We start from the raw sequence: 24669 nt of genomic DNA on the forward strand, positions 1-24669 counted from the left end.
ATGGGTAAAAATTGCAGTATTATTAATGACTAACAGGATGGCGTTGACTATGAGCGATCACACTTTACCCGGTACTACCCCCGCCAATCAGGCTTCATCGTCGGTCAATGAGACGTTAGAAGACTATACCCTACGCTATGCTCCCTATAGTTTTCGCCGATGGGGCGCAGCCACCGTCGCTATAACCGCATTAGGGGGTATCGCCTACTTAGCTGACTTCTCAATCGGGGCCAGCATCAGCTTTGCCTATGGGACGACTAACGCATTACTGGCTATTCTTTTCGCAGCAATCATTATTTTTCTTACCGGTATTCCGCTTGCCTATTATGCCGCCCGTTATAATATCGATCTGGACTTGATTACCCGAGGTGCCGGTTTTGGATATTATGGTTCGGTGATCACCAGTATTATCTTCGCCAGTTTTACCTTTATTTTCTTCGCGCTCGAAGGCTCCATTATGGCGCAAGGGCTACAGCTAGGCTTACATATTCCCTTATGGCTCGGCTACCTAGTGTCAACATTAATGGTGATCCCACTGGTGATTTACGGCATGAAAGCGCTTAGTCAGTTACAAATTTGGACCACCCCTCTGTGGCTAGTCTTGATGATAGGCCCCGTCGTCTATTTGGTCTGGCAGCAGCCTTCAATCACTGAGCATTTTTTCAGTTTCACTGGCCAACAAGGTAAAGAAGGGGTCGATATTGCGTCGGTGATGCTTGGTGCAGGTATTTGTCTCTCACTGATTATGCAAATTGGTGAGCAGATTGATTACCTGCGTTTTATGCCTGCCAAAACGGCAGACAATAATCGCGCTTGGTGGTCAGCGGTGATCGCAGCCGGTCCAGGTTGGGTGATTTTAGGGGCATTGAAACAAGCAATTGGTGCATTCCTTGGCTTTTATTTGCTGACGTTAACACCGGGCATTAATAGCACAGAACCCGTGCAACAATTTAGCGCTGCGTTTCACCAAATGCTACCTGGCTGGCTGGCCTTAGCACTCGCTGTGGTATTGGTGGTTATTTCACAAATAAAGATCAATGTGACCAATGCGTATTCCGGTTCGCTATCATGGACCAGCGCCTATACCCGGCTACGCCGCCATTATCCAGGCAGAATTGTATTTGTTCTGGTGAATTTAGCGATTGCTCTGGCGTTGATGGAAGGCGATATGTTTTCTGTGCTTGGCAATATCCTAGGGTTTTACTCCAACTTCGCCATCGCTTGGGTCACCGTCGTAGCCATTGATATTGCAGTGAATAAATATCTGTTAAAACTCTCACCAAAACATCCTGAATACCGTAAGGATATGCTCTACGCGTTTAATCCGGTGGGAATGGTGGCATTCTTAGCCGCAGCCGGTTTGTCGATTGCGGCATTTTTCGGATTGCTCGGCCACTTCTTAATGCCTTATTCACCCTTAATTGCCTTGGTGGTTGCTGCGGTATTAACCCCAATAATGGGCGTCGTCACAGGGGGAAGATATTATCTAAAAGCTAAAGAGGATGGGATCACAGAACCTCGTTACGATCAGCATGATGCCCCGATCGGTACGGTTTACCATTGCGTAGCTTGTCAACAGCAGTATGAACGTCCTGATGTTATGTTTTCTGCCGCGCACAACGGTATTATCTGCTCTTTATGTAAAACACTGCATTAATGTCGGTGCTTTCGGTCAAGGATGACCGCTATCAAGATACCTCCTCCCCTTACTGGCAGGCTGAACACTATCGTTACCAAATGGGTGATTATCTACGGAGCCCTATCTAGTCGGAGGCATACTCGAATATTCACAGTGGATTAGGCTGCGAACTCTGGAAAAAAAGTGCATCCGTATTTGGCGGCTGGGCCGTTTCGATGATCAATGATATTAATGTTGATCTCTGTTTTATCGGTACCGATGGTTTTCATAATATGAGTGGGCCTTCCACGCCTTCATCGTCGGATGCCTTTCTTGACCGGGCGATCATTGCACACTCCGAGAAGAAATATGTCTTGGGTGGCTACACGAAGTTTCAACGCAGTAGCCTGTTTAAGATTTGTGATTGGTCAGAAATCACCGCGCTCATTACCAATACTATTGCTGATAAAGATGGCCTTGAGGCGCTCGCAAAGTTTACTAAGGTCATCACTTGTTAGCAGATGTCCTACATTGGGGCATAAGACATCTAGCCACATGCGACAAGAGAGTTTGTATCGCTTGCGCAGTGGCCAGATCGACTCAATGATGCGTCGTTAGCGTGCAATCTTACCTAAATTACCGCTATCGAGGGATGCGCTTGACCATGATCCATAAGAGGCATTCGGTAGGATAAACCAATCATCGCCAAAATGTTTCTGCTGCGCTTGTACTAATTGCCGTTGTTCCGTCGACGGTTTATGATTTTTAAATATTCCGGCGAAATCGGCGAGACTATCCCCTAGCAACATAATGATCTGATGATGCTTCTCGATTGACTCACGGCGTTGCACTTTACTCCCAGTATCAAGCAACACACTCTCTTCGCTCACTTGGGGTAATCCTAACGCTTTAAGGGTAGAGAGTGTGTAGGATTTATTATCCTGGCTGCGATCAGACACATAGTAGAGACTAACCCGATGCTGATTGGCGAAGTCGAGAAAGGCTTTCGCGCCCGGGATTAGCTTAGGCTGACCTTTCTTTTCCCATTCTCCCCAAGTGTCCCAAGTCGTAAAGTCATGGCATTGCTGCATATCACGGACTAACAAGGCTGAGTTATCCAGCACAGTTTCATCAAGATCAAGCACTACCGCCGGCTTAGACGCCGGGGAGGCTTTGGCAATTTTTTGTGCTAAACGTTCAGTGGCAAGACGGTAGGTTTGTAACTGTAATGCCATGATCTCCGCCGATTGTTGCTGATATTTCAGCGCCATCTCATAAGATTTTGGCGTACAACTTGTCGGTTCAGCGGCATAAGTCGTGAGGCTGAGAGCTGGCATCAAAAGTAAGAAGAGTGTCGAACGTAACTTCACCGTTAGTTTTCCTTATTGTTAGAAGGGGAAAATCATAATAATTGATCATGACAAACTCATGACAATGACCGTGATAGTTCAGTTAAGTGATGATTAGCACTAGAGTCAGGATGGGCAACTGCCTCACCACTGAGTAACCTTAACGGATAGTAATACTTAAGGATAGTGAACTATTGATTATTGAATCTGGCACCAATCATTCGCTGACTATTTGGTGGATAGGCCAAGAAGAGAAATATTGTGGTGCCCTTCTCATTTAAATTAACTGTCTACCCCCCTCTTTTTCTCAAATTTCCCACAGTTTTCGCCCTGAAAAGAAGTTAACCCATTTTTAGACTAGAAATAAGTTTAAAAAAAATTGATGATCGCCGGTCGTTTGTTCATCGTTGAGTGCTGTTATGCAAGACCTTATTTCTCTGTGGCATTGGGTACTTAATAACCCTGTGACCTACTCGTTGCTGGCCATCGTATCGATGTTATTGGCTGGATTTATATCCTCGGTTATCTGTAAGTTTTTTTTACTCGGTATTGTTCGACGTTTTATTCTGCATACTCATGCTCAGCGTGATACGCAGAAGAAAGATTTACGTATTACCCGGCGGCTGGCTAATGTTATTCCAGTGATCACCGTTTACTTTCTTTCACAACTGATCCCTGATTTATCAAGTGGTTTGGTTGAAGGAATTAGAACTCTTTGCGGTGTATTATTTATTGTCAATATTACCATGCTGATCAATGAGTTGCTGGATACGACCAAAGACGTTTATTTTCGGAAACATGGGTCTAAAGCGGGTTCGATCAAGGGTTATGTACAAATCGGCAAAATAGTGGTTTCCTCGATTGCCACGATTTTAGTGATCGCCACCCTTTCCAATAAATCACCGGGCATCATCATTTCCAGTTTAGGAGCTATTGCAGCGGTATTGATGCTAGTGTTCCAGCACACACTGATCTCGTTGGTTGCGAACATTCAAGTTTCGTCATCACATGTTATTCAGCTAGGGGATTGGATTGAAATGCCCGTCGCCAATATTAGCGGTGAAGTTACCGATATTGCGTTACATACCATTACGGTTCGTAATTGGGATAACACGTTGTCACAAGTTCCTACTAAGAATTTTATTACCGAGACCTATACGAATTGGCAGCCAATGTTTGCCTCGGGAGGTAGGCGCATTAAGCGTAGCTTTTTTATTGACCAATCCAGTATTGGGTTTGCTACGCTTGCGCTAGCAGAAAGACTCGATAATCACCCCTCACTCATTGAGGGTAAAATTGCTGATTACATTCGCCAAAATTTGGCACTTTCTGTGAATCATGGCATCACCAATTTAGGGCTTTATCGCGGCTATATTTTGAGCTATTTACGTCAGCGCGAAGATATCTGTAATGATATGTATGTTGTGGTCAGGCAGTTGAGTCCTACTGCCGAAGGACTTCCTATTGAAATTTACTGTTTTACCTCCAACGTATTTTGGAACGAATACGAAGAGACACAATCTCAGATCTTTGAATTTATGTATGCCACCGCAGGTTTTTTTCAGTTAGGTATTTTTCAACGCCCTTCTGGTCGTGATATTACCGGTCATCCTTCCATTGACGCCACTCCCGCACTCAGCGACGAGAAGGCGTAAAAGCACAGCGACCAAAAAGACGCAGGTCGCTGTAGGCTCTTAGACTAAATAGGCTTCAACAAGGTTTGCCCAATAACTGGCTCCTATCGAAAGACACTGGTCGTTAAACTGGTAACGAGGATGATGAACCGAGAAGTTTTCCCGGTCGTCATTCCCAGTACCCAGTAACAGGTAACAACCAGGAACTTCCTGTAGCATAAAAGCAAAATCTTCGCTGCCCATTAACGGTGTTAACCCCTCTGGATCACCGACATGTTCGTCCCCGACCGTTTGTCTTGCAATCTGTAACGCGAACGCCGTTTCAGTCGGATGATTAATTGTCGCCGGATAACCGAAGATTTTCTCTATTTTCGCCGTGAGATGGTAACTTTCTGCTTGTGTCGCCACGATATGACGGATACTTTCCTCAATTTTTTGACGAGTAGCAGGACAAAACGAGCGAGTATTAATTTTCATCACTACGCTGTCAGGAATAATATTATGCGTTGTACCCGCTTGAAGACTCCCCACAGTCACCACCGCGGGGATTTGTGGGTCAACATTTCGGCTTACGATAGTTTGTAGGGCAAGAACGATGGTGGCAGCACAAGGTAGCGGATCGAGACAATGTTCCGGCGCAGAACCATGCCCCCCTTTGCCGTATAAAGTTACCGTAAAGCTATCGGAGGAAGCCATCAAAGGGCCTGGTTTTGTAAAGAACTGCCCAGCAGGGTACAGAGGAAAGTTATGCAGACCAAATACCGCATCACAGGGAAAACGCTGAAAGAGTCCCTCCTCAATCATGACCCGCGCGCCGCCAATCGACTCTTCTGAAGGTTGAAAAATCAGATGTAATGTGCCGGAAAATCGACGTGTCTGCGCCAAATACTTTGCGGCGGAAAGCAGTATTGCACAATGGCCATCGTGACCACAGGCATGCATTTTCCCCGGATATTGGCTAGCGTAAGGTAAATCCGTCAGCTCTTGCATCGGTAATGCATCCATATCCGCACGAATGCCGAGCCGTTTACGCCCATCCCCTTGAGTGAGCGTCGCCACTACACCGGTTTGCCCCAATCCACGATCTACTTGATATCCCCATTCGGTCAGTAATTTGGCAATGATCGAGCTGGTGCGATGCTCTTCAAATCCTAATTCAGGGTGAGCATGAAAATCATGACGCAGGGCTATCATTTCCGCTTCATGGTCGAGAATTTCCTTAATTAACATAAATATTCTCCCCTTGTGGTAATGGTGTGGATTTCCAGAAATAGGTCGCAGCGAGTGAGATCAGACCGCAAAATAATAAATAGGCTGCCGGAGCGAGGGGGTTGTGCGAAATATTCAACAAAAAGGTGACGTTAAACTGTGCGAACCCGCCAAAAAGGGTGACGCCAAAAGCATAAATAATCGATAACGCCGAGGCACGCAGGACAGAAGGAAAGGATTCTAATACCAGCACAAAGAACGCAATCGCGTATAAGTTTGCCATGACCTGATCCACGACCACAATGCTAAGGGTGATCGACAGTGGAAGGTGATGCATGATCGCTAAGAAGATCGGAAATGTGAGTAAAGTTGATACGCATAAACTACTGAGCATTAAGCCACGCAAATGAGCGACGCGATCGATAAGTCGACCTAAAAATAGTGGCGCAAGTAAGGTAATCACTGCCGCACCAATACTGAGCCAATAGGAATCACCGGGTGAATAGGCTAACGTATTGACCATATAGGCTGGCAGATAATAAACGATAATATAGAAACTGGTCGTGCTTTTCATCACCAGCAAAATACCGAGAAATAATCGACGTCGATGCTGTTTAAGTAACAATCCTAAGGATGAAGTTGCTTGCACTTCTGAAGCATTAGTGAGTTGTGTTTCAGGGAGCGTTTTTCGGATAATCAGCCCAAGGGGAATAATGAGGAGCCCGATAATAAAAGGGACGCGCCATCCCCAACTATACAGTGCTTGCATCGAAAGCGAGTGTGTTAGCACAAAACCGATAATCGCCCCGGCTAAGGCGGCGGCGCCTTGACTGACCATCTGCCAGCTTACCCGCTGACCACGAGACTGCCCTTCTCCTGCTTCGAGTAACCAGCTCGTCGCAGTCCCAATCTCCCCCCCGGCAGAGAACCCCTGAATCAGCCGCCCGATAATGAGTATCACCGGCCCCCAAATCCCGACTTGTTGCCATGTGGGTGCTGCTGCGACAAATAAACCGCCCAGTCCCATCAGTAATAAAATAAGTTGTAGTGCCGGTTTACGACCATGACGATCAGCATATTGTCCTAAGACAATGCTACCGAGGGGACGGACTAAAAACCCAATCCCAAAGGTTGCCACTGAGAGTAACAGCGAGAGGGTAGCATTTCCTACTGGAAAAAAGAGGTGCCCAATAATAACGGAAAAAAAACTATACACGGCAAAGTCATAGATCTCTAAACCATTGCCTAATGTCACCGCCAATAACGATTTTCGATGTAATTTGTCAGTCATAAACAAATTCCGTTTTGAGGAGAAGGAACTTCACTCTGCCATAATCAAAAATGACTTCAATCATAATTATTTTTTATGGCTTTAGTTATTAAGACTGAGCTAAATCTGTGCAATAGTGCACTAAAAAAGAGGAGCCAGCTCGTCGTGAAAATGAAATTAACGCAATTAAAGGTATTGCTAGAGGTTGCCGTACAAGGGAGTTTTGGTAAGGCGGCCAAATCTCTAGGATTGACGCAACCGGCCATTAGCCAAACTATCGCCGAGCTTGAGGCAGAAATTGGTATGCCGATTTTAGTCCGTCATTCGCGAGGGATTGAATTGAATGAATATGGGCAGGTTTTAGTGCGGCATGCGAAAAACATTGATCTAGCTCTACTCCAAGCGAGGGAGGATATTGATGACTTATTGGGGAGTGCCATGCGGCAATTACGTATTGGCTTTACTGCCGCGGCGAGTTATGGACCCTTAGCGAAAAGTTTACTTCTTTTTCAGCAACAATATCCTGAAGTAAAAATTATTACGCAACAACATCGCCCACGTTATTTACAACGCCAGTTACTACAAAAAGAACTCGATATTGCGGTAATCACTCTTTGCAATCATGTGGTCGAAGATGGCTTGGAGTGTGAGCTACTTTATTCCCTAGGTAACTTTATTATAGCCAGCAACAATCATCCCATACGCCATACGACGTCACTCAAACATTTGCTATCCTATCCTTGGATCGATTGGGACGAACCACATCAAGACTCACTCCTCGCCCAGCTTTGCGCTCGCTATAATTTATCGTTACCTCAAAAAGTCCTGCACTGTCCATCACCGGAAGTGATGCAATATCTTTTGGAGCACTCCACCATGTTGAGTATGTGGTCTACCGCGGGCTTACCCCTACTGGAAAAAAGCCAAACACTAAAAAAACTAAATCTTAAAGAAACGCTTCCTATCACTCAAGTCGGTATTGTCTCTGCCAGTATGGGGCGAAATAGCAGTGTCGCTAATCAATTTATTGAGTTGTTACGCCAGCAAACACAACTTTGGTTGCAACAAGATGATGCAGAAAAATTTTTAGCTCATCACCCCTTAATTTCAGATACTCGAAGCCCTTAACGGGAAAACTCAAGGCTTTTCATCTCGGCCTTGTCTGCTTAATGAGAAGATTCTGCCTATCACTACGTGTGTTGTGATAAGAAAATTTTTCACCTCATTGAGTGAGACGTCTTATACTTATCACTCATCTTGCTGAATGAAGCACGCGTGATTAATAATTAATAAAGGAATATTGATGTCTTTTAAAAAACTTGTCGTAATCGGTATGTGGCTGGTACTAGGTGGCATAACGGGTTGGTTAACGCATTCCGCTACCGTCGGTAAATACAATATTATTAATGCGACTTGCAGTGTGATTAACGCAGCGGTTGATAATCATTTGCTGGCTACTGATCAAGTCCGACTCCTCGGGGAAGTCTCACAAAAAAACTTGTTGAATAGTGCAGCGGGTGATGCTTTTCAATTAGACGAACAGCAAATCCAATCCGCATCCAGCTCATCAAATTGTTCACAGTTTATGGTGGGAATGAGTAGCCATTAATGATCAGGCCGCACGGTATTGCGTATTAGTTATCCGTTTTGCAGAGCAAAAAATTGCTAAAACCTTGCGTTTCGGCAAGGTTTTCGGCGTTTTCTTTGCCAACAAAATGGGAAAACTACCGTCCGCCAATACGGCGCTGAGGATTTCCCTGTTAAGGGTATTTAATCGGTGAGAATAATATCTCGACCACGTAGGGCATTGTTCAAGAGGCTTTCCAATGGAACACTGTTTTTGATTATGGGTGATTTAATCACGATATAACTAAAATATTTTTCGATGCCTAGCCCTGCATCGAGTAGGTTTTCAATCACTTCTTGATAATGCTCGATAGTACGAGTGACGAATCGAAGTAGATAGTCGTAGCCTCCAGTGATTAGATGACATTCCATCAATTCATCGACCTGACTAAGCCCTTGTTCAAAACACTGGAAATCTTCGCGGCGGTGACCTTTGAGAGTCACTTCAGTGAAGACATTAATGAATTGCGTAATTTTGGGAAGATTAATATGTGCCTGATAACCGGAAATTAAGCCTGAGGCTTCGAGTCTTTTTACACGCTGTAAACAGGGACTTGGCGAGAGGCCGACCGCATCAGCCAAATTAACATTACTAATACGTCCATCTTTTTGAAGGTGGGAGAGAATAGCAATATCTAAGCGATCCAGTTTTAATAAACCGTTCATAGTACCTCTGTTCTAGAGCCGTCACTTTTCTTTATACTGATATACCCGATACTAACAGTAAAGCAATACTGTGAGTACCAGATATAATATTAAGTAATAATGAGGCTCAAACTCGCCCGGTGGCTTTAGCAAGGGCCATATCGAAAATGTGTAAGGCTTCTTCCAATTGAGAGTCGGTTGTTACCAATGGGGCAAGAAACCGCACCACATTACGATGTAGGCCGCATTTTATCAGCAACAGTCCTTTATGAAACGCTGCACTGAGGATCTCAGCCGTTAAGGGCGCATCTTCTTTACCCGTATCAGGATCGACAATCTCAACCGCCTGCATAAAGCCTACACCGCGTACTGTCCCGATGCAGGGATATTTTTCTGCAAGCTGGTTTAATCGCTGATGAAGTTTATGCCCAGCTTGTACACTGCGGGCGAGTAAGTTCTCTTCCTCAATCACATCGAGCACGGCGAGTGCCGCAGCGCATGCCAGCGCATTACCCCCATAGGTTCCGCCTAGCCCGCCCGGTAGTGGGCCATTCATTATCTCAGTGCGTCCAACGACACCTGAAATCGGTAGCCCGCCGCCGAGACTTTTGGCGACGGTCACCAAGTCCGGCATAATTTCCGATTGCTCAAAAGCAAAGAGCGTACCTGTTCGACCAAACCCTGTTTGAACTTCATCACAAATAAGCAAAATACCATGTTGTTCGGTGATCTGACGTAATGCCCGCATGAAGGTAGGGGGGGCCGGAAGAAAGCCACCATCCCCCTGTACTGGCTCAATAATGATCGCGGCCACTTGGTCTGGCGTAATTTGGGCGGCAAACAATGTTTCAAGCGCGTGTAGGCAATGTTGTTCAGTAATATTACGGTATTCATTAGGGTATGGCAGACGATAAACGCCCCCCGCAAACGGGCCAAAATTTTGTTTATAAGGACTACTCATTCCCGTCAAGGTCGAGGCCAATAATGTTCGACCATGAAAGGCCCCATCAAACGCAATAATTCCTGGACGCTGTGTATATCCACGAGCAATTTTTACTGCATTTTCTACCGCTTCGGCACCACTGGTGAAAAAGACACTTTGGCATTCAACCTCTTTGCCCACTAACTGATTTAATCGTTCAGCGAGACTGATATACCCTGGATAAGCCGCAACCTGAAAACAAGCATGCGAGACGTTGGATAACTGACGCGTTATCGCTGCAACGATCGCCGGGTGGTTATGGCCGACATTAAGTACACCAATGCCTCCAACAAAATCCAGGTACCGGTTACCTTCAGTATCCCAGACCTCACTCCCTTTTGCTTTTTCGATGACTAAAGGATGGGCGGTTACCACACCTCGAGGGACGCTCTTTGTGCGACGATCCAGCCAGAGATCGTCTTCTGTTACCATGACCATATCACTCATTATCGATACCTGCTCTCAATTAAGGGTAAGGGCTGTCACTATTTACGCCGTTCATCACGCTGTTCTGTGGCGCTAATATTTATGACGTTAAAATGCTTTATTAAAAAAAGAAGTCCTATATTTCCCCCAGTTCTTTATGCACGATGGCACATAACCAGCGGACACCATAGGGAATGACCTTGTCATTAAAATCAAAACAGGGGTGGTGTAAGGGGTGGCTTGGCCCGGAGCCTAACCAAACATAAGCTCCAGGTTTTTCCTGCAACATAAAAGAAAAATCTTCAGAAGTAAGTGCCGGGTATTCGGCAGGCTGTGCCGTCAATCCAGCCTGCTCTGCAGCCTCTAATGCCAGTCGTGCTTCACGAGGAGTGTTACAGGTCGCCGGATAATAGCGATGATAGCGAATATCCGCCTGTAATCCGTAAGACTCACCAATCTGTTTAGTCTTGATGCGTACTTGTTGCTCAAGGATATCTCGTGCCGCAGCTGTGAAGGTACGTACCGTACCGGTGATCGATGCCTCGCCCGGGATCATATTATGGGAAGAACCGCCGTGAATTTGCGTCACCGTCAATAGTGCCGATTCATGAGGCGTAATTTTACGAGAGACCAATGTATTGAGAGCCACCACCAACTCGCTGGCCGCCAGCAGAGTATCAGCGGTTAGATGAGGTTGTGCAGCATGTCCTCCGCCTCCAGACAGCCTAATATCAAAGCGATCTGCCGCCGCCATGATCGGGCCAGATCGCGTGCGTAATTCCCCCACCGGCAGTTCAGGCCAATTATGAATCGCATAGAGAGCGTCGCACGGATAACGCTCGAATAACCCCTCTTCAATCATCGCTTTTGCCCCAGCTAGCCCTTCTTCTGCCGGCTGGAAAATGAAACAGACCCGACCGGCAAAATTGGGGTTATGGGCTAACTGTTCAGCCGCTGCCAATAACATCACCGTGTGGCCATCGTGCCCGCAAGCATGAGATATTCCTGGATGACAGCTTCGCCAAGCACTCTCTCCTTGATCCGCCATCGGTAATGCGTCCATATCTGCCCGTAAACCGATTAGCCGCTCCCCCGGTTGTCGCCCCTGCAATACACCTACAACCCCCGTTTTACCTACATTTTGTTCAACCTCTAGTCCCAACTCAATAAGATACTGAGCGATCAAGGCTGAAGTTTGGATTTCTTGAAACCCAGTTTCAGGATGTTGATGTAATTGATGACGCAATGTTAACCATTTTAAATCGTCCACTAGTACCCCCGATTAAGATCAACGACACCGTTCATTGCTTTACCTTGCTGATGACGGCGAATGTTGTCGAGTAATACGCTGACTGAGCTTTCAGCATGTGTTTCACTGGCAATATGTGGCGTTAACCAGAGATTTGCCTGTGTCCAGAAGGGATGACCTTCTGGTAGCGGTTCCGGATCGGTGACATCGACGACCGCGTGACTGATTTTGCCGCTCTCTAAGGCATCAATCAGTGCTTGATGATCCAGGTGTTGACCACGTCCAGCATGCACCAAGCCCGCACCGTGCGGTAACTGATCAAATAGTTGTCGATTAAGAATGCCCCGTGTTCGATCCGTTAATGGCAGTAGACAAACAAGAATGTCACACGCTTTAAGAAACTCAGCCAATTGGTTATCCCCAACATAACTCGTCATCCCAGCGATCGATTTTGGCGTACGGCTCCATCCCGAGCATGAATAACCCAGTGACATTAGTACCCGGGCAGAGGCCTGACCTAAGTTACCCAGCCCAAGTAGGCCGACACGACAGCGCGAAGCTGGCGGAACATCCTGTTTTTGCCATACTTGCTGCTGTTGTTGACGAAGATAGCGCGGTATGCCGCGATGTAGACTCACCACTGAAAAGGTAATATAAGCGGCCATATCATCGACCAATCCTGGTTCAATCATTCTTACGACTGTGACGCCGTCAGGAATTTGTGCCGTCATAAACTGGTCAGCTCCCGCCCCTACGGAAAAAATAACCGCGAGGTTTGGAAATCGTTTATGAAGATCCTCAGGGATCTCCCAAGTCACTAAGTAACGAACTTCGCAAGGATCACCGGTTTCAGGCCATTGATAAAAAGGGAGGTCAGGGGCATTGGCCGCTAACCACGCTTGCCAGATGTCGCCACGTTGACGGCTCGACCAATAAACGATACTCATTAGCCCATCGCCTGTGACATAAAACTAAAATCGATCATCGCCTCAGGTGAGCGTTGCCACGGAAGACCTCGTACCATCATGACTGGGGCATCAATAACCGGGAGGCCTTGTGTCACTAGCCAATCAGAAAAAGGGGTATGGCCATAGGTATCCATTCGGACAAACTGACCTTGTAAAAGGGCCGCGGCATAACAAAATAATTTCCGGGCGCACTGTTCATCTTTAGCTAACAGCGGGCCGATAACATTGCCTCGACCAAATTTACGTAATGTCATATAGCCCTGTATCTCTCCGGCCTTATCCAAGACAAGCAGCGACTCAGCACTCACGAATAAGTCTTTCCACAATGTGGGACGATACAAACCGTGGGATTGATTATCCTTATCAATCAGGGTCGGCAGTTCATCCTCACGAAGCGGACGTATCGTTTCATCCTCTGCCAGTTCAAGCACTTCACACTCAGGAAGTTGTGCAATTTGATGCTGAAAAATAGCGCCCTGCGCGATAAAACCGTATTTTTCATACAGTCCCTGCCCCATTTCGGTGGCATGAAGACGCACATTACCATTAGGTACTTTCGCCAATAGCGCGTCGATTAACTTTTTACCAATTCCCTTGCCTTGGCAGGCGGGATCGACAATGACTAGCCCCAATGTGCTACGAGTGTCACCCCAAGGCCAAAGAATCGCGCATCCGACGATCTGTTGTTCATTTTCAGCAACGAGCCCTGCTCCATGGGCTAAGGCTTGTTGCCAATCTTCCCGACGATGTGGCCAACTGACTTGCTGGCTTAAACGGTAACCTTGCTCAAGATCAGCGGGTTGCATTGCGCGTAATTCAATTGTCATGCTTTATCCTTACATCATTCCAGGTGTATCAAGTCCACTACCATCAATTAAACGTGCGTAACGGTACGGTGTAGGGTCTACGATCGGCGGGTTATTGGTCGCTAAATCAGCAGCTAGCCGGCCAGCGCCAGGACCGATGCCAAAACCGTGCCCGCTATAGCCAGCAGAAAGAATTAACCCCGGAAGCTGAGCGACTTCAGAAATGACAGGAATAGCATCCGGCGTGCTATCGATCATTCCCCCCCAGGACTGGGCAACGCGAACCCCTTGTAATTCAGGGAATTCACGGACCATCGCCGCAAGTCCTTCTTGTACCATCTGTTGGTCAGCTGCCGGGTCGAGAATACGTATTTTTTCAAAGGGTGACAGGCCATCCATAGACCAGTTTGCGAGCGCTTCAGGGCCGCTAATAAAAGGTTTTAAGGAAGGGACAATCGTTAAGTTTTTACGACGCGCTTTAAAGGTGGAATAGAATTGGCGGCTATATTTAAGCCCTTGAAAACCCGCTTCCAGTCGACCACGACCGGATACTGATACGGTATAGCCGCCATCCATTTGTGGACGAACAGCAAACTGCTCGGTATAGAAAGGTAAGGCAATAGCTTGTTTAATGGGTAAGGTACGAAATGCTGTGCCGATAACATTACCTAGCGGGAGTTCTATACCATGTCGGCGGCAAAACATAGACGTCCATACCCCAGCGGCGCATATGACCCGCGACGTCTTAATCGTGCCACGTTCAGTCACCACACCGCTGACCCGCCCTGCACTGATATCCAGTCCACGTACGGCACACTGCTGAAATACTTGGGCGCCTTTTCGCATCGCTGCGCGAACCAGACCCGGTGCAGCCATTGAGGGTTCAGCATGGCCATCGTCAGGAGAATGTACTCCCCCTTTCCACGAGGTAGTGCTGCCCGGTGTCATCTGCTTTGCCTGTTCAGCATTAAGAATATTGCTGCGGATATGGTAATTTTTTGCCATCTGGTTCCATTTATCCCAAGCGGCAATATCTTGCTCATTACGGGTCGCATAAACCAAGCCGGTACGACGAAAACCGAGTTCTTCACCCGTTTCTTCATTCAACGTTTGCCAACGCTGTAATGCATGAATAATTAGCGGTAACTCACGCTCATCACGATTTTGTTGACGGCACCAGCCCCAATTACGGCTTGATTGTTCTGCACCAATTAATCCTTTTTCCACTAGCACAACGCTGACACCTTGACGAGCCAGTTCCCAACAGGCAGAAGCTCCCGCAATGCCTCCGCCAATAATCACGACATCTGCCGACTCGGGCAGATATAGGCTGTCCTGAACATACTGAATAAGTGCCGGCATAACGTTATCATCCTCAACTAATTATATAATTCCGCTTTTAGCGTTTCCTGGTGTTCATCGAGCCACCCCTGACGTAATTCAGGAACAGCGCGTTTTAGACGTTCAAAATAGAGATGACTTGAAGGTTTGTTGTAATCTTCTGTGGCAATTTGGGTCATCACTCGGCCCTGTTTCATCACGATAATGTCATCACAGACTGCACGAATGGCATGCATGTCGTGACTAATAAACAGAACAGATAAGTGCAATTTACGTCGTAATTCAGCAATTAAATCGAGAATTGCCGCCGCAACGACGGTATCCAGTGCAGAAGTGACTTCATCACAAATAATCAAGTCAGGACGAGCCGCGAGAGCACGAGCGAGATTCACCCGTTGTTTTTGGCCGCCAGATAATGAGGCAGGTTTACGATGCAACAGACTGGTTGGCAATTTGACCAGTGCCAGTAAATCGAGAATCTCTTTGTCTAACGCCGCACCTTGCAGTTGATGAAAATGTTTCAGCGGGCGACTTAAAATATCGCGAATGGTATGGGCGGGGTTAAGTGCCGTATCTGCCATTTGGAAGACGTACTGGATCTGTTGCATCTCTTTCGGCCGCCGTGCGGCAAGATCGTTGGAAATATAGTGATCATCGAATAATAGGTGGCCACACCAAGCTGGGTTGAGTCCTGCGATGGCATGGGCTAACGTCGTTTTCCCAGATCCAGACTCGCCAATAATGCCAATCGCTTGCCCACGCCAAAGCTGTAAATTGATCGCTTCAACAATCCGAATTTTCGGTATCCCTTCTGGGTTGCGCGGCCCATAGCCGACGGCCAGATCACGGACCTCCAGTAATGGTTGTACATCGTCGTTATGACGATTCCAACTCGATGGGCGAGATTGATGCTGCGCGGCATTCATTAGCTGATGAGTATAAGGTTCTCGAGCATGGTGGAGTAATTCACTGGTCGCTCCATGCTCGACGATTTTACCCTGTTGCAATACCATGATCTGATCGGCCATTTGAGCGACAACGGCGAGGTCGTGACTGACATAGATGGCCGTCATGCCCCGTTGTGTCACGACACGGCGGAAGGCCTTAAGCACTTCAACTTGCGTTGTGACATCCAGTGCAGTGGTCGGCTCGTCCAAAATAATGACTTGCGGGTCGCCCATCAATGCCATTGCGGTCATTAAGCGTTGTAGCTGTCCACCCGAGACTTGGTGAGGATAACGGTCGCCAATCGTTTCCGGTGACGGTAAGGCTAATTCTCGAAAAAGGTCGATGGCTTTCGCTTTGGCATCAGCCCGTGACATCAAATGATGGATCACGACAGGTTCGATAACCTGATCCATAATTTTGATACCGGGATTAAATGATGATGCCGCACTCTGTGCGATGTAGGCAATCTTATTGCCACGAAACTGACGCAGCGCGGAAGGCGTCATAGCTCGAACATCCTGGCCCGCAACCGTAATACGCCCATCGGTGATTTGACATCCGTGGCGAGCATAGCCCATTAAGGCCATAGCAATTGTGGTTTTACCTGAACCCGATTCGCCAATAAGGGCAAGCACTTCACCCTTGTTAACTGAAAAGCGAATATCGCTCACCAGAACGGTTTCTCGCCCACGATTAATCGCACTAACTTGTAGATTATCTACCACAACGACCGGCGTCACTGGCGTAAAATTAACAATCATACCCCCTCCTCAGCGCGTGATAATGGACGCATGTTTTGTAGACTATCGATAAAGAGGTTGACGCCAATCGTCAGACTGGCAATCGCGATGGCTGGCATTAAAATAGCTGGCGACCCATCAAATAATCCTTGTAAATTCTCGCGCACGAGACTGCCCCAATCCGCTTGCGGTGGCTGCACCCCCAGCCCTAAGAAACTTAAACCGCTGAGCAATAGGACGATGTAAACAAAGCGCAAACCAAAATCAGTCAGCATTGAGTGGATCATGTTCGGTAAAATATCCTGAACCGCCAGATACCAGCGGCTTTCTCCCCGCAGTTTTGAGGCGCGAACATAATCCATATTGCGTAGTTGACTGGCTAAAGAGAACGCAATCCGGTAGGCACCGGGCCAGTAGGTAAAGACCGCCGTGATGATTAACATCGGCAATGAAGAACCAAATACCGCGACAATCATTAATGACAGTACTTTGCCGGGCAGAACCAGTAACGCATCGTTAATTCGACCCAAAACTTCTTCGACCCAACGTCCCGTTACCGCCGCCAACAGTGCCAGTAGCACCCCGACCATACTGGCGAGTATTGCCGCGGTGAGAGCTAGGCCAATGGAGTAGCGGCTCCCATAAATAATGCGCGTTAAAATATCTCTTCCTAGATAGTCAGTGCCTAACCAATAGTGAGCTGAAATCCCCTCGAACATTGGCCCAGCCCCAATATCATTAATTGAATACGGCGCAACATACTGTCCGAAAAGGGCAATCACGACCCAGAATAGAGAAATGAGCAGTCCTAAACGCCCGGTTGGGGTCAGAGCGAGAAAGAAGTACCAAGGTGAGCGTAAATATTTCATTAGCCTCTCCATTTTGGGTTAAAAGCAATGGTGACGACATCAGCAAGCAGTAAAAGCACCAAGTAACATCCTGCAAAAAGCATCACGCAAATCTGTACCACCGGTAAATCTCGGTTACTGACCGCATCGACCAGTTGGCTTGCCAAGCCCGGATAGTTGAAGATGGTTTCGATAATAATGACCCCACCAAACAAATAAGAAAGGCTTAAAGACATCGCGTTAGCAATAGCCCCCGCCGCGTTGGGTAGCGCATGGCGCAGTACCGCACGCATAGGCGAAACGCCTTTGAGTACAGCCATTTCAATGTATGGGCTATTTAGCTGGTTAATGATTGCAGAACGCGTCATTCGTGCCATCTGCGCGGTTAGGACGCAGCATAAGGTTAATACTGGCAAGGCATAGGCTTTGATAAAACTGAGAATATCGAGGTTTGGATCGCCAAAAGACATGGCAGAGACCCAATGTAGCCGCACCGCAAAAATCATAACTGCTACGGTGGCGATTAAAAATTCTGGAACGGCTACGGTGGCCATCGTGCATACCATCAGCGTGTTATCCAACCACTTATCTCTATTCATCGCAGCGGTAATACCAATCACCAGCGCTAGAGGTACCGATACGACAGTGGTCACGGCCGCCAATTCAAGGCTGGCAGGAATACGAGAGGCTATCAACTGGGCAACCGGAAGATGACTGACAAAGGAGGTTCCAAAGTTGCCGGAGAAAAGTGCAATAAACCATTGGTAATAACGGACCAGCAGCGGCTGGTCCAATCCTAACTCATGACGTAATGCAGCAACCGTTTCAGGTGTCGCATTTTGCCCAAGGATCATCTGAGCAGCATCCCCCGGTAATAAGCTGGTGATAAAAAATACTACTGCTGAGACAATCACCAGCGTTAGTATTCCCGCCCCGATACGTCGGGCAATCAGCAACAACATAAAACGATTCATCGCTCACTCCTTACTCTCACTTATGCCGATAACCAGACATTCTCACTAAAGCGATAGCCCATCATCATGCCTGCTGGCCAAGATTTCAGCCCCTGTACTTTGTTGCTGTAACCATCTAATGAGCTGACAAACATCGGGATTAAGGTTCCACAATCGTCATAAATTAACTTCTGCATGTCGTCATACATCTGTTTACGTTTTGTCGGATCTTGGACACCGCGAGCGGCAACGACCAGTTGGTCAAACTGAGGGTTATGCCATTTCGACTCATTGTTGGCTGAGTTGGATAAGTAAAATTGAGAAAATGATAAATCTAAGGTGGGTCGCGGGTTGATTGAGCCATAGCCGATGGGATCTTTCATCCAGTGTGCTGACCAGTAGCCTTCATAAGGGACGCGACGTAAATTAATATTCAACCCTGCTTGTTGCGCGATATTTTGCATCATCAAGCCCCCTTCAATCGCACCATCTAACGTTGTGGTAGTGATCACCTCAACCTTAGCGCCTTGCATTCCTGCTTTTTTCAGATGGAAACGGGCTTTATCGAGATCGATCGGCCGGGGTTTGAGCTCAGCATTGTATAACGGGTGCCAAGGGGGGACTGGTGTATCGTTGGCTACGGTACCATATCCTTGTAATGCCGTTTTGACCATCATTTCACGAGGCTGCAAGTACTTCATTGCCATGACAAAATCCGCGTTGTTACCGGGAGCAATATCGGTACGAATGATAAGATCCGTATACATGCCCGATTTACTCTCTAAAATCTTGCAACGTCCACCAGAAGCCTCCAGTTGTTTAGCATAACCGGGGTTAATGGCAGAACAGATATGCAGGTCACCAGATAGTAGTCCGTTGACGCGAGCGGCTTGGTCAGTGACGCCGAGTAACTCAATTTCGTCAAGGTGTGGTAATCCCGGTTTCCAATAGTTCGGATTACGAACACCAATAGTATGCATTCCCGGAACGAAGGTTTGGCATGTAAATGGTCCGGTGCCAATGCCTTTGGTAAAGTCAGTTGTTTTGGCCGGGATGATTAAAAATGCGGGTAATGCCAACATTAATGGCAGATCGAAATTAGCGCCACTGAGTACAATGGCGACTTCTTGTGCATTAACGGCTGTGATACTTTTAAACTGCTGCGCTAAGGAGAAGACGTTAGAAGCAACCGCCGGATCTTGATGGCGTAACAGCGACCATACGACATCGTCGGCGACTAAATTTTTACCATTATGGAAGGTCACGCCTTGGCGCAGTTTGACCTGCCAAGTGATCCCATCATCAGAGTGGATCGAGGAGGCTAAGGCCGGTGTGGCAACCAGCGTATCATCGATTTCCATCAGGGCGTTGTAGAAGAGAAATTGACGGGCATAGTCGGCACTGTTATTCGCTTTCGCCGGATCAAGGGTATCGGTCGCTGAAGCGTTAGACATAGCCGCTCGCATTTTCCCACCCTTTACCGGTACTGAGTCAGCCAGGGCAAGATCGGGGAAACCGATGATACCGGTCGACATTACCGCACCGGCAGATAACATCTTTAACACGTTGCGACGCGACATCGCACCTTGTTTTAGTAGGGTACTAAGTTGAGCACTATTCAGATACTGTTCATCATCTTTTTTCATCCACTTCTCTCCCAATACTTGTTGTTGTTATCAGAACAGCCGGTCTTTTGTTTTGTAATACAGCCCTGTCAAAGGAAGGAACCACGGTTTGCCGAAGTAACCCGGTACCGCAGGCCAAGACGTATTTTCCCAGGGGTTGTCGTCGCCCTTTTCACTTATTAAGTCAGCCATTACCCGCCCCATAAACACGGACATTTGAGTGCCATGACCGCTATAGCCTAGGGTGTAGAACAACCCATTTTGTTCTCCTGCATGCGGGAGTCGGTCAGCACTCATATCAACTAAGCCGCCCCAGCAGTAGTCAATCGGTGTATGAGCTAGCGCTGGGAAAAGTTGATGTAAGGTGTTACGTAAAATTGCACCACTGCGGCTGTCTTGCGTCGGATTACTCATAGAAAAACGTGCTCTTCCCCCAAACACTAAGCGGTTATCCACGGTGGTCCGAAAATAGTTACCGACATTCATTGAGGTCACATAGGTCCGGTCATGAGGCAACAGTTCGGTGAGTAGCTTTTTGGGAATGGGGGCCGTGGTGATAATGAAACTGCCTACCGGTACAATTCGACGCTGAAACCAAGGGAATGGCCCGCTGTTTGAACAGCCAGTGGCAAGCAGAACTTTATCAGCAATGATGCTGCCTTTATCTGTCTCAATACGATGCTGGTACCCTGATAAGCGCGATAGCCCAGTGACCGCATGATGCTGATAAATTTTTGCTCCTGCTCGTGCTGCCGATTCAGCCAGACCTATCCCAAATTTACCCATATGCATCTGGCCGCCGCGCTGTTGCAACAAGCCGCCATGAAAAGCCTCGCTATTCGCTTCGTGACGAATTTCACTGGCAGAGAGAAGCACTACGTCAGGATCGACCGTTTTACGCATCAGTTCAGCCGCCGCCTGTAAGGAGGCAAAATGGCCGGGCTTGCTGGCTAACTTAATTTTGCCACACAACCGAAAATCGCAGTCAATCGCCTCTTCATCGATCACTGATTCGACGTAGCTTACCGCTTGATCATAGGCACGATAGAATGCGGTGGCCTTTTCTAATCCTTTACTCGCCACTAAACTGGCAAAGTTTTGAGCAACACCGGTATTGCAGTGCCCGCCGTTGCGGGCTGAAGCCTGACTCATCACGGTTTCTTTTTCCAGCACTACCACCTCGATCCCTTGACGTGCCAAGTGCCGCGCTGCCGAGATCCCACTAAATCCGCCACCAATAATCACTACCGAGGCGCTTTGTGGTAGGGGGTTCTGGCACTCACCGGTAAAGACCGGTGCGGTATGTTGCCAAAATGATTCCAATTTCATGCGGCTTTCCCCCATCAGAGACCCACAACAGCCGGCAATTCACTTATATCGTTAATCTCGGTATAGCCATATGCCGGACAACCCGGTTCATGCCCACGATTAACGAAAACTTTATTTTTTATCCCCAGATCATGCGCTGTCATCAGGTCATAACGTAGGCTTGAAGAGACGTGCAGGATCTCGTCAGGTCCACATTCCAGTTTATTGAGCATGTATTCAAACCCACGCATTGCAGGTTTATAAGCACCCGTTTCTTCCGCGGTGATGGTCATATGGATCGGCGCACCTAGGCGTGGTACATGATGAGGGATCAGATCATTCATCGAGTTTGTTAATAATACTAAGGGGATTGATGGCGCAATTTTACGCAACCCTTCAGGGACATCTGGATGAGCCGTCCAGGTTTTGCAATCGGCATAAATAAAATCGCTATCTTGCGGTTGCCATTCCACTTGCCATTTACGACAAGTTCTTTGCAGCGCACTGCTGACAATATCGTAATAGGGTTTCCACGCACCGAGGACTTCATCAAGCCGAAAACGGGCAAAATCGGTAATAAAAGCCGGCATAATATCGGCACCCACCCTATCGGTATAACAGCGGCGGGCAGCCCCTGCCATATCAAAGTTAATCAGGGTACCGTAACAGTCAAAAGTAATGAATTTTGGGGTCCACACAGCCATGAAATTGTCTCCGTTCGACTGACAGAAATTAAAAATCGATAAGCACGCTTTTTTGACGCTGACAGGCTTGGAATGCCTGACGGCCTAAATCTTTACCAATACCCGAGCCCATAAAGCCTCCGGTAGGGATAATAAAATCGCCACTCCGTCCGTAGCGGTTAATCCATACCGTTCCTGCATTCAAGGCTTGCATGGCGCGTAACGCTACGGCGAGGTTTTGGGTATGAACACCCGCGCAAAGGCCATAAATGTTATGCTGGGCGAGAGATATCCCTTCATCTTCATCATCGAAATATTGCACGGTCAGCACGGGGCCAAAGATCTCTTCTTGAACAGCACAATTATCAGCGCTAACACCAGTCAATAGGGTCGGTTGCCAGAACAAGCCATCCTCGGTATGGTCAAAACGCTCTCCTCCCACAACTATTTCCGCACCTTGTTGGCAGGCATGATGAATAACGCTTTGCACCTTTTCACCTTGGCGTTGATCGATTAACGGTGAGTAAGAGGTGGAGGCTAACCAAGTATTGCCTGGCTGAAACTGCTGGCAAAGAGCAATAAGCTGGTCAATTAATGCGGGAGCAATACCGCGCTGCACAATAAGACGTGTGCCTGCGACGCATGCCTGACCGCCATTTGCCGTAAAGCCGCGTACAATGCGCTTAGCAACTTCTACAGGATCGCCTGCATCGTCAAATACCAATTGTGGACTCTTTCCACCCAACTCAAGAGTCACAGGTTTCATACCGTTATAACCGGCATCACTCATAATCCGCGCCCCGGTGGCCGTAGATCCTGTGAAGGAGATTTTACGTACGAGTGGATGCTTAACCAGTGCACTTCCCGTTGTCAGACCACTGCCTTGAACAATATTAAGTACCCCGGCAGGTAACCCTGCTTGTACAGCGAGTTCAGCCATACGTAAGGTCGAGAAAGGAGTCAGCTCAGAAGGTTTCAGCACAACCGCGTTACCCGCCGCCAGTGCTGGACCACATTTCCACGACGCCATCGATAATGGAAAATTCCAGGGTGTAATTGCGCCGACGACACCATAAGGTTCAGGAACTAACATCCCTAAACTGCCTTGACGGGTAGGCAGTAAGTCACCACTGTATTTGTCTGCACATTCCGCATAAAAACGGATGGCTTCAGCCGTGAAGGGAATTTCGTGGTTAATAACATCCGAGATGGGACGTGTCGATCCTAAGGCTTCAAGTTGGCCAAGATAGGGGGCGTCGTTCTCAATAAGATCCGCCCAGCGATTAAGGATAGCACCCCGCTGACGTGGCGAGCAGGTCGACCAGCCGCTACTTATACGTGTTGCCTCTGCGTTTTCCACTGCCTGTGACACGAGTTCAGCGCTGCTATCAGGAATAGCTGCATAGACTTTACCGTCAGACGGACGGCGTACCTCAATGTCGCGCTCAGTCGGTACACAGTGCTGACCATCTATAAAATTTCCGGTACTAAAAGAAACGCTATCCGGCTCAAAACTTAGCATAAGTCCACCATATCAAGGGGATGAAATAATTAAGAACTTAAGAGAAAAAAGCATTACTGATGCTTATAAAGCAGGATATGTGCCAACAAGATGAAAAAAAATTAAATGCGTTTTAAGTCGCCATGAAAAAATTTTATGCCGAGAAAATGTTTTTCTCGAAATCTGGAAAAAAGGAGTAAAGGGAGAAGCACGCAAGTGTGAATAAAACGAACCAAAATCATGCAAGCTGTTTATTCTTGCACCATAGGGTAACGTTTCATTTATGATTGGCTGACGAAGCGAGATCGCTGATATAACGCTTTATGCCATCACTGAGCCACTATCCATTATTTATCATAGGGTTAAAAAATATGTCTCAATGACTCTCAAGCAGAAGATGACGTGCTTGGGGAATATTGCTTCGGGGCGTAAAACTGTCGCAGTAAGAGTTATCGTCAGCCTACAAGGTAAAATAGTAAGGCGAGCGAAAAGTGAAGGAGTTTTTAGCATTACTCTAGGGGGGTATCTTATTGTCGGGTTATAGAAGAGATAATGAAACAGTGATGGGAGACTAGAAAAGAAAAACCGCCTTTCGGCGGTTAAGCAAATTTGCACAAAGTGCTCATTTTTATACATTAGAACCGGTGGTGCCCAGGGCGGGACTTGAACCCGCACAGCCTTACAGCCGAGGGATTTTAAATCCCTTGTGTCTACCGATTTCACCACCTGGGCAAATTCTTTTACATTATCAAGAATGAGAAAAGATAATGCTTTAAAACTACAGACTCCCAAGCGGGGAGTACTGTTTACTGACTTTCGCTTTCGCGCTGATTCGATATTGCACAATGTACAATTATCAATATCGGTGGTGCCCAGGGCGGGACTTGAACCCGCACAGCCTTACAGCCGAGGGATTTTAAATCCCTTGTGTCTACCGATT

At 47.4% G+C, this 24669-nt stretch carries 20 protein-coding genes, 1 tRNA gene and 1 pseudogene; 5 read left to right on the top strand and 17 right to left on the bottom strand.

Features of this window, described 5'->3' with window-relative positions; genetic code table 11:
• Positions 1-49: 49 nt before the first annotated feature.
• Both HGT73_RS04615 and HGT73_RS04620 read left to right on the top strand, forming a co-directional pair.
• A complete protein-coding gene (locus HGT73_RS04615; protein ID WP_214212474.1) occupies positions 50-1657 on the top strand; it encodes a purine-cytosine permease family protein in 1608 nt (535 codons plus the stop codon).
• A gap of 143 nt (positions 1658-1800) precedes the next feature.
• Positions 1801-2136, top strand: a pseudogene (locus HGT73_RS04620) (DeoR/GlpR family DNA-binding transcription regulator); the annotation flags it as partial.
• Between the two features lie 96 nt (positions 2137-2232).
• Here the strand turns inward: HGT73_RS04620 and HGT73_RS04625 are convergent.
• Positions 2233-2955, bottom strand: a complete 723-nt coding sequence (locus HGT73_RS04625; RefSeq protein WP_214212518.1) for a 5'-nucleotidase, lipoprotein e(P4) family — start codon at positions 2953-2955, stop codon at positions 2233-2235.
• A 431-nt stretch (positions 2956-3386) separates the two neighbouring features.
• Between HGT73_RS04625 and HGT73_RS04630 the strand changes: the two genes are divergently transcribed.
• Positions 3387-4622, top strand: coding sequence for a mechanosensitive ion channel family protein (locus HGT73_RS04630; protein ID WP_214212475.1), 1236 nt, complete (start codon positions 3387-3389; stop codon positions 4620-4622).
• Between the two features lie 39 nt (positions 4623-4661).
• Here the strand turns inward: HGT73_RS04630 and HGT73_RS04635 are convergent, their stop codons facing one another.
• Both HGT73_RS04635 and HGT73_RS04640 read right to left on the bottom strand, forming a co-directional pair.
• Positions 4662-5831, bottom strand: a complete 1170-nt coding sequence (locus HGT73_RS04635; RefSeq protein ID WP_214212476.1) for a M20 aminoacylase family protein — start codon at positions 5829-5831, stop codon at positions 4662-4664.
• Positions 5821-7101, bottom strand: a complete 1281-nt coding sequence (locus HGT73_RS04640) for an MFS transporter (protein WP_214212477.1) — start codon at positions 7099-7101, stop codon at positions 5821-5823. The genes HGT73_RS04635 and HGT73_RS04640 overlap by 11 nt, the downstream gene beginning before the upstream one ends.
• 150 nt (positions 7102-7251) lie before the next feature.
• Here HGT73_RS04640 and HGT73_RS04645 point away from each other — a divergent pair, with 150 nt between their 5' ends.
• Together HGT73_RS04645 and HGT73_RS04650 are read left to right on the top strand one after the other, a co-directional pair.
• The gene (locus HGT73_RS04645) at positions 7252-8208 is read left to right on the top strand and encodes a LysR family transcriptional regulator (RefSeq protein ID WP_241607147.1); all 957 of its coding nucleotides are present in this window, start codon (positions 7252-7254) and stop codon (positions 8206-8208) included.
• 175 nt (positions 8209-8383) lie between these two features.
• Positions 8384-8689 (top strand): hypothetical protein, encoded by a 306-nt coding sequence (locus tag HGT73_RS04650; RefSeq protein ID WP_214212479.1) that lies wholly within the window; start codon positions 8384-8386, stop codon positions 8687-8689.
• 161 nt (positions 8690-8850) lie between these two features.
• Here the strand turns inward: HGT73_RS04650 and HGT73_RS04655 are convergent, their stop codons facing one another.
• From HGT73_RS04655 to HGT73_RS04720, 14 genes are all read right to left on the bottom strand, one after another.
• Complete coding sequence (locus HGT73_RS04655) at positions 8851-9372, bottom strand: Lrp/AsnC family transcriptional regulator (RefSeq protein ID WP_214212480.1); 522 nt, start codon at positions 9370-9372, stop codon at positions 8851-8853.
• A gap of 106 nt (positions 9373-9478) precedes the next feature.
• Entirely contained in the window at positions 9479-10780 is a 1302-nt protein-coding gene (gene gabT, locus HGT73_RS04660) for a 4-aminobutyrate--2-oxoglutarate transaminase (RefSeq protein ID WP_214212481.1), read from the bottom strand.
• Between the two features lie 115 nt (positions 10781-10895).
• Entirely contained in the window at positions 10896-12029 is a 1134-nt protein-coding gene (locus tag HGT73_RS04665) for a M20 aminoacylase family protein (protein ID WP_214212482.1), read from the bottom strand.
• Positions 12029-12955, bottom strand: a complete 927-nt coding sequence (locus tag HGT73_RS04670) for a 2-hydroxyacid dehydrogenase (protein ID WP_214212483.1) — start codon at positions 12953-12955, stop codon at positions 12029-12031. Before HGT73_RS04670 ends, HGT73_RS04665 begins: the two co-directional genes overlap by 1 nt.
• Positions 12955-13803 (bottom strand): GNAT family N-acetyltransferase, encoded by an 849-nt coding sequence (locus tag HGT73_RS04675; protein WP_214212484.1) that lies wholly within the window; start codon positions 13801-13803, stop codon positions 12955-12957. Before HGT73_RS04675 ends, HGT73_RS04670 begins: the two co-directional genes overlap by 1 nt.
• 9 nt (positions 13804-13812) lie before the next feature.
• Positions 13813-15144, bottom strand: coding sequence for an NAD(P)/FAD-dependent oxidoreductase (locus tag HGT73_RS04680; RefSeq protein ID WP_214212485.1), 1332 nt, complete (start codon positions 15142-15144; stop codon positions 13813-13815).
• A gap of 17 nt (positions 15145-15161) precedes the next feature.
• Positions 15162-16832 (bottom strand): ABC transporter ATP-binding protein, encoded by a 1671-nt coding sequence (locus HGT73_RS04685; RefSeq protein WP_214212486.1) that lies wholly within the window; start codon positions 16830-16832, stop codon positions 15162-15164.
• Positions 16829-17680, bottom strand: coding sequence for an ABC transporter permease (locus tag HGT73_RS04690; RefSeq protein ID WP_214212487.1), 852 nt, complete (start codon positions 17678-17680; stop codon positions 16829-16831). Before HGT73_RS04690 ends, HGT73_RS04685 begins: the two co-directional genes overlap by 4 nt.
• Complete coding sequence (locus HGT73_RS04695) at positions 17680-18633, bottom strand: ABC transporter permease (RefSeq protein WP_214212488.1); 954 nt, start codon at positions 18631-18633, stop codon at positions 17680-17682. Before HGT73_RS04695 ends, HGT73_RS04690 begins: the two co-directional genes overlap by 1 nt.
• Before the next feature lie 20 nt (positions 18634-18653).
• Positions 18654-20258: an ABC transporter substrate-binding protein gene (locus HGT73_RS04700; protein ID WP_214212489.1), complete on the bottom strand. Its 1605-nt coding sequence runs from the start codon at positions 20256-20258 to the stop codon at positions 18654-18656.
• Between the two features lie 30 nt (positions 20259-20288).
• Complete coding sequence (locus HGT73_RS04705; RefSeq protein WP_214212490.1) at positions 20289-21566, bottom strand: NAD(P)/FAD-dependent oxidoreductase; 1278 nt, start codon at positions 21564-21566, stop codon at positions 20289-20291.
• 14 nt (positions 21567-21580) lie between these two features.
• The gene (locus HGT73_RS04710; RefSeq protein ID WP_214212491.1) at positions 21581-22249 is read right to left on the bottom strand and encodes a haloacid dehalogenase type II; all 669 of its coding nucleotides are present in this window, start codon (positions 22247-22249) and stop codon (positions 21581-21583) included.
• 28 nt (positions 22250-22277) lie between these two features.
• Positions 22278-23750: an aldehyde dehydrogenase family protein gene (locus HGT73_RS04715; RefSeq protein WP_214212492.1), complete on the bottom strand. Its 1473-nt coding sequence runs from the start codon at positions 23748-23750 to the stop codon at positions 22278-22280.
• A 624-nt stretch (positions 23751-24374) separates the two neighbouring features.
• Positions 24375-24461, bottom strand: a tRNA-Leu gene (locus HGT73_RS04720).
• Positions 24462-24669: the final 208 nt, after the last annotated feature.

The sequence above is a fragment of the Rosenbergiella australiborealis genome, assembly GCF_018494035.1.
GTDB lineage: Bacteria > Pseudomonadota > Gammaproteobacteria > Enterobacterales > Enterobacteriaceae > Rosenbergiella > Rosenbergiella australiborealis.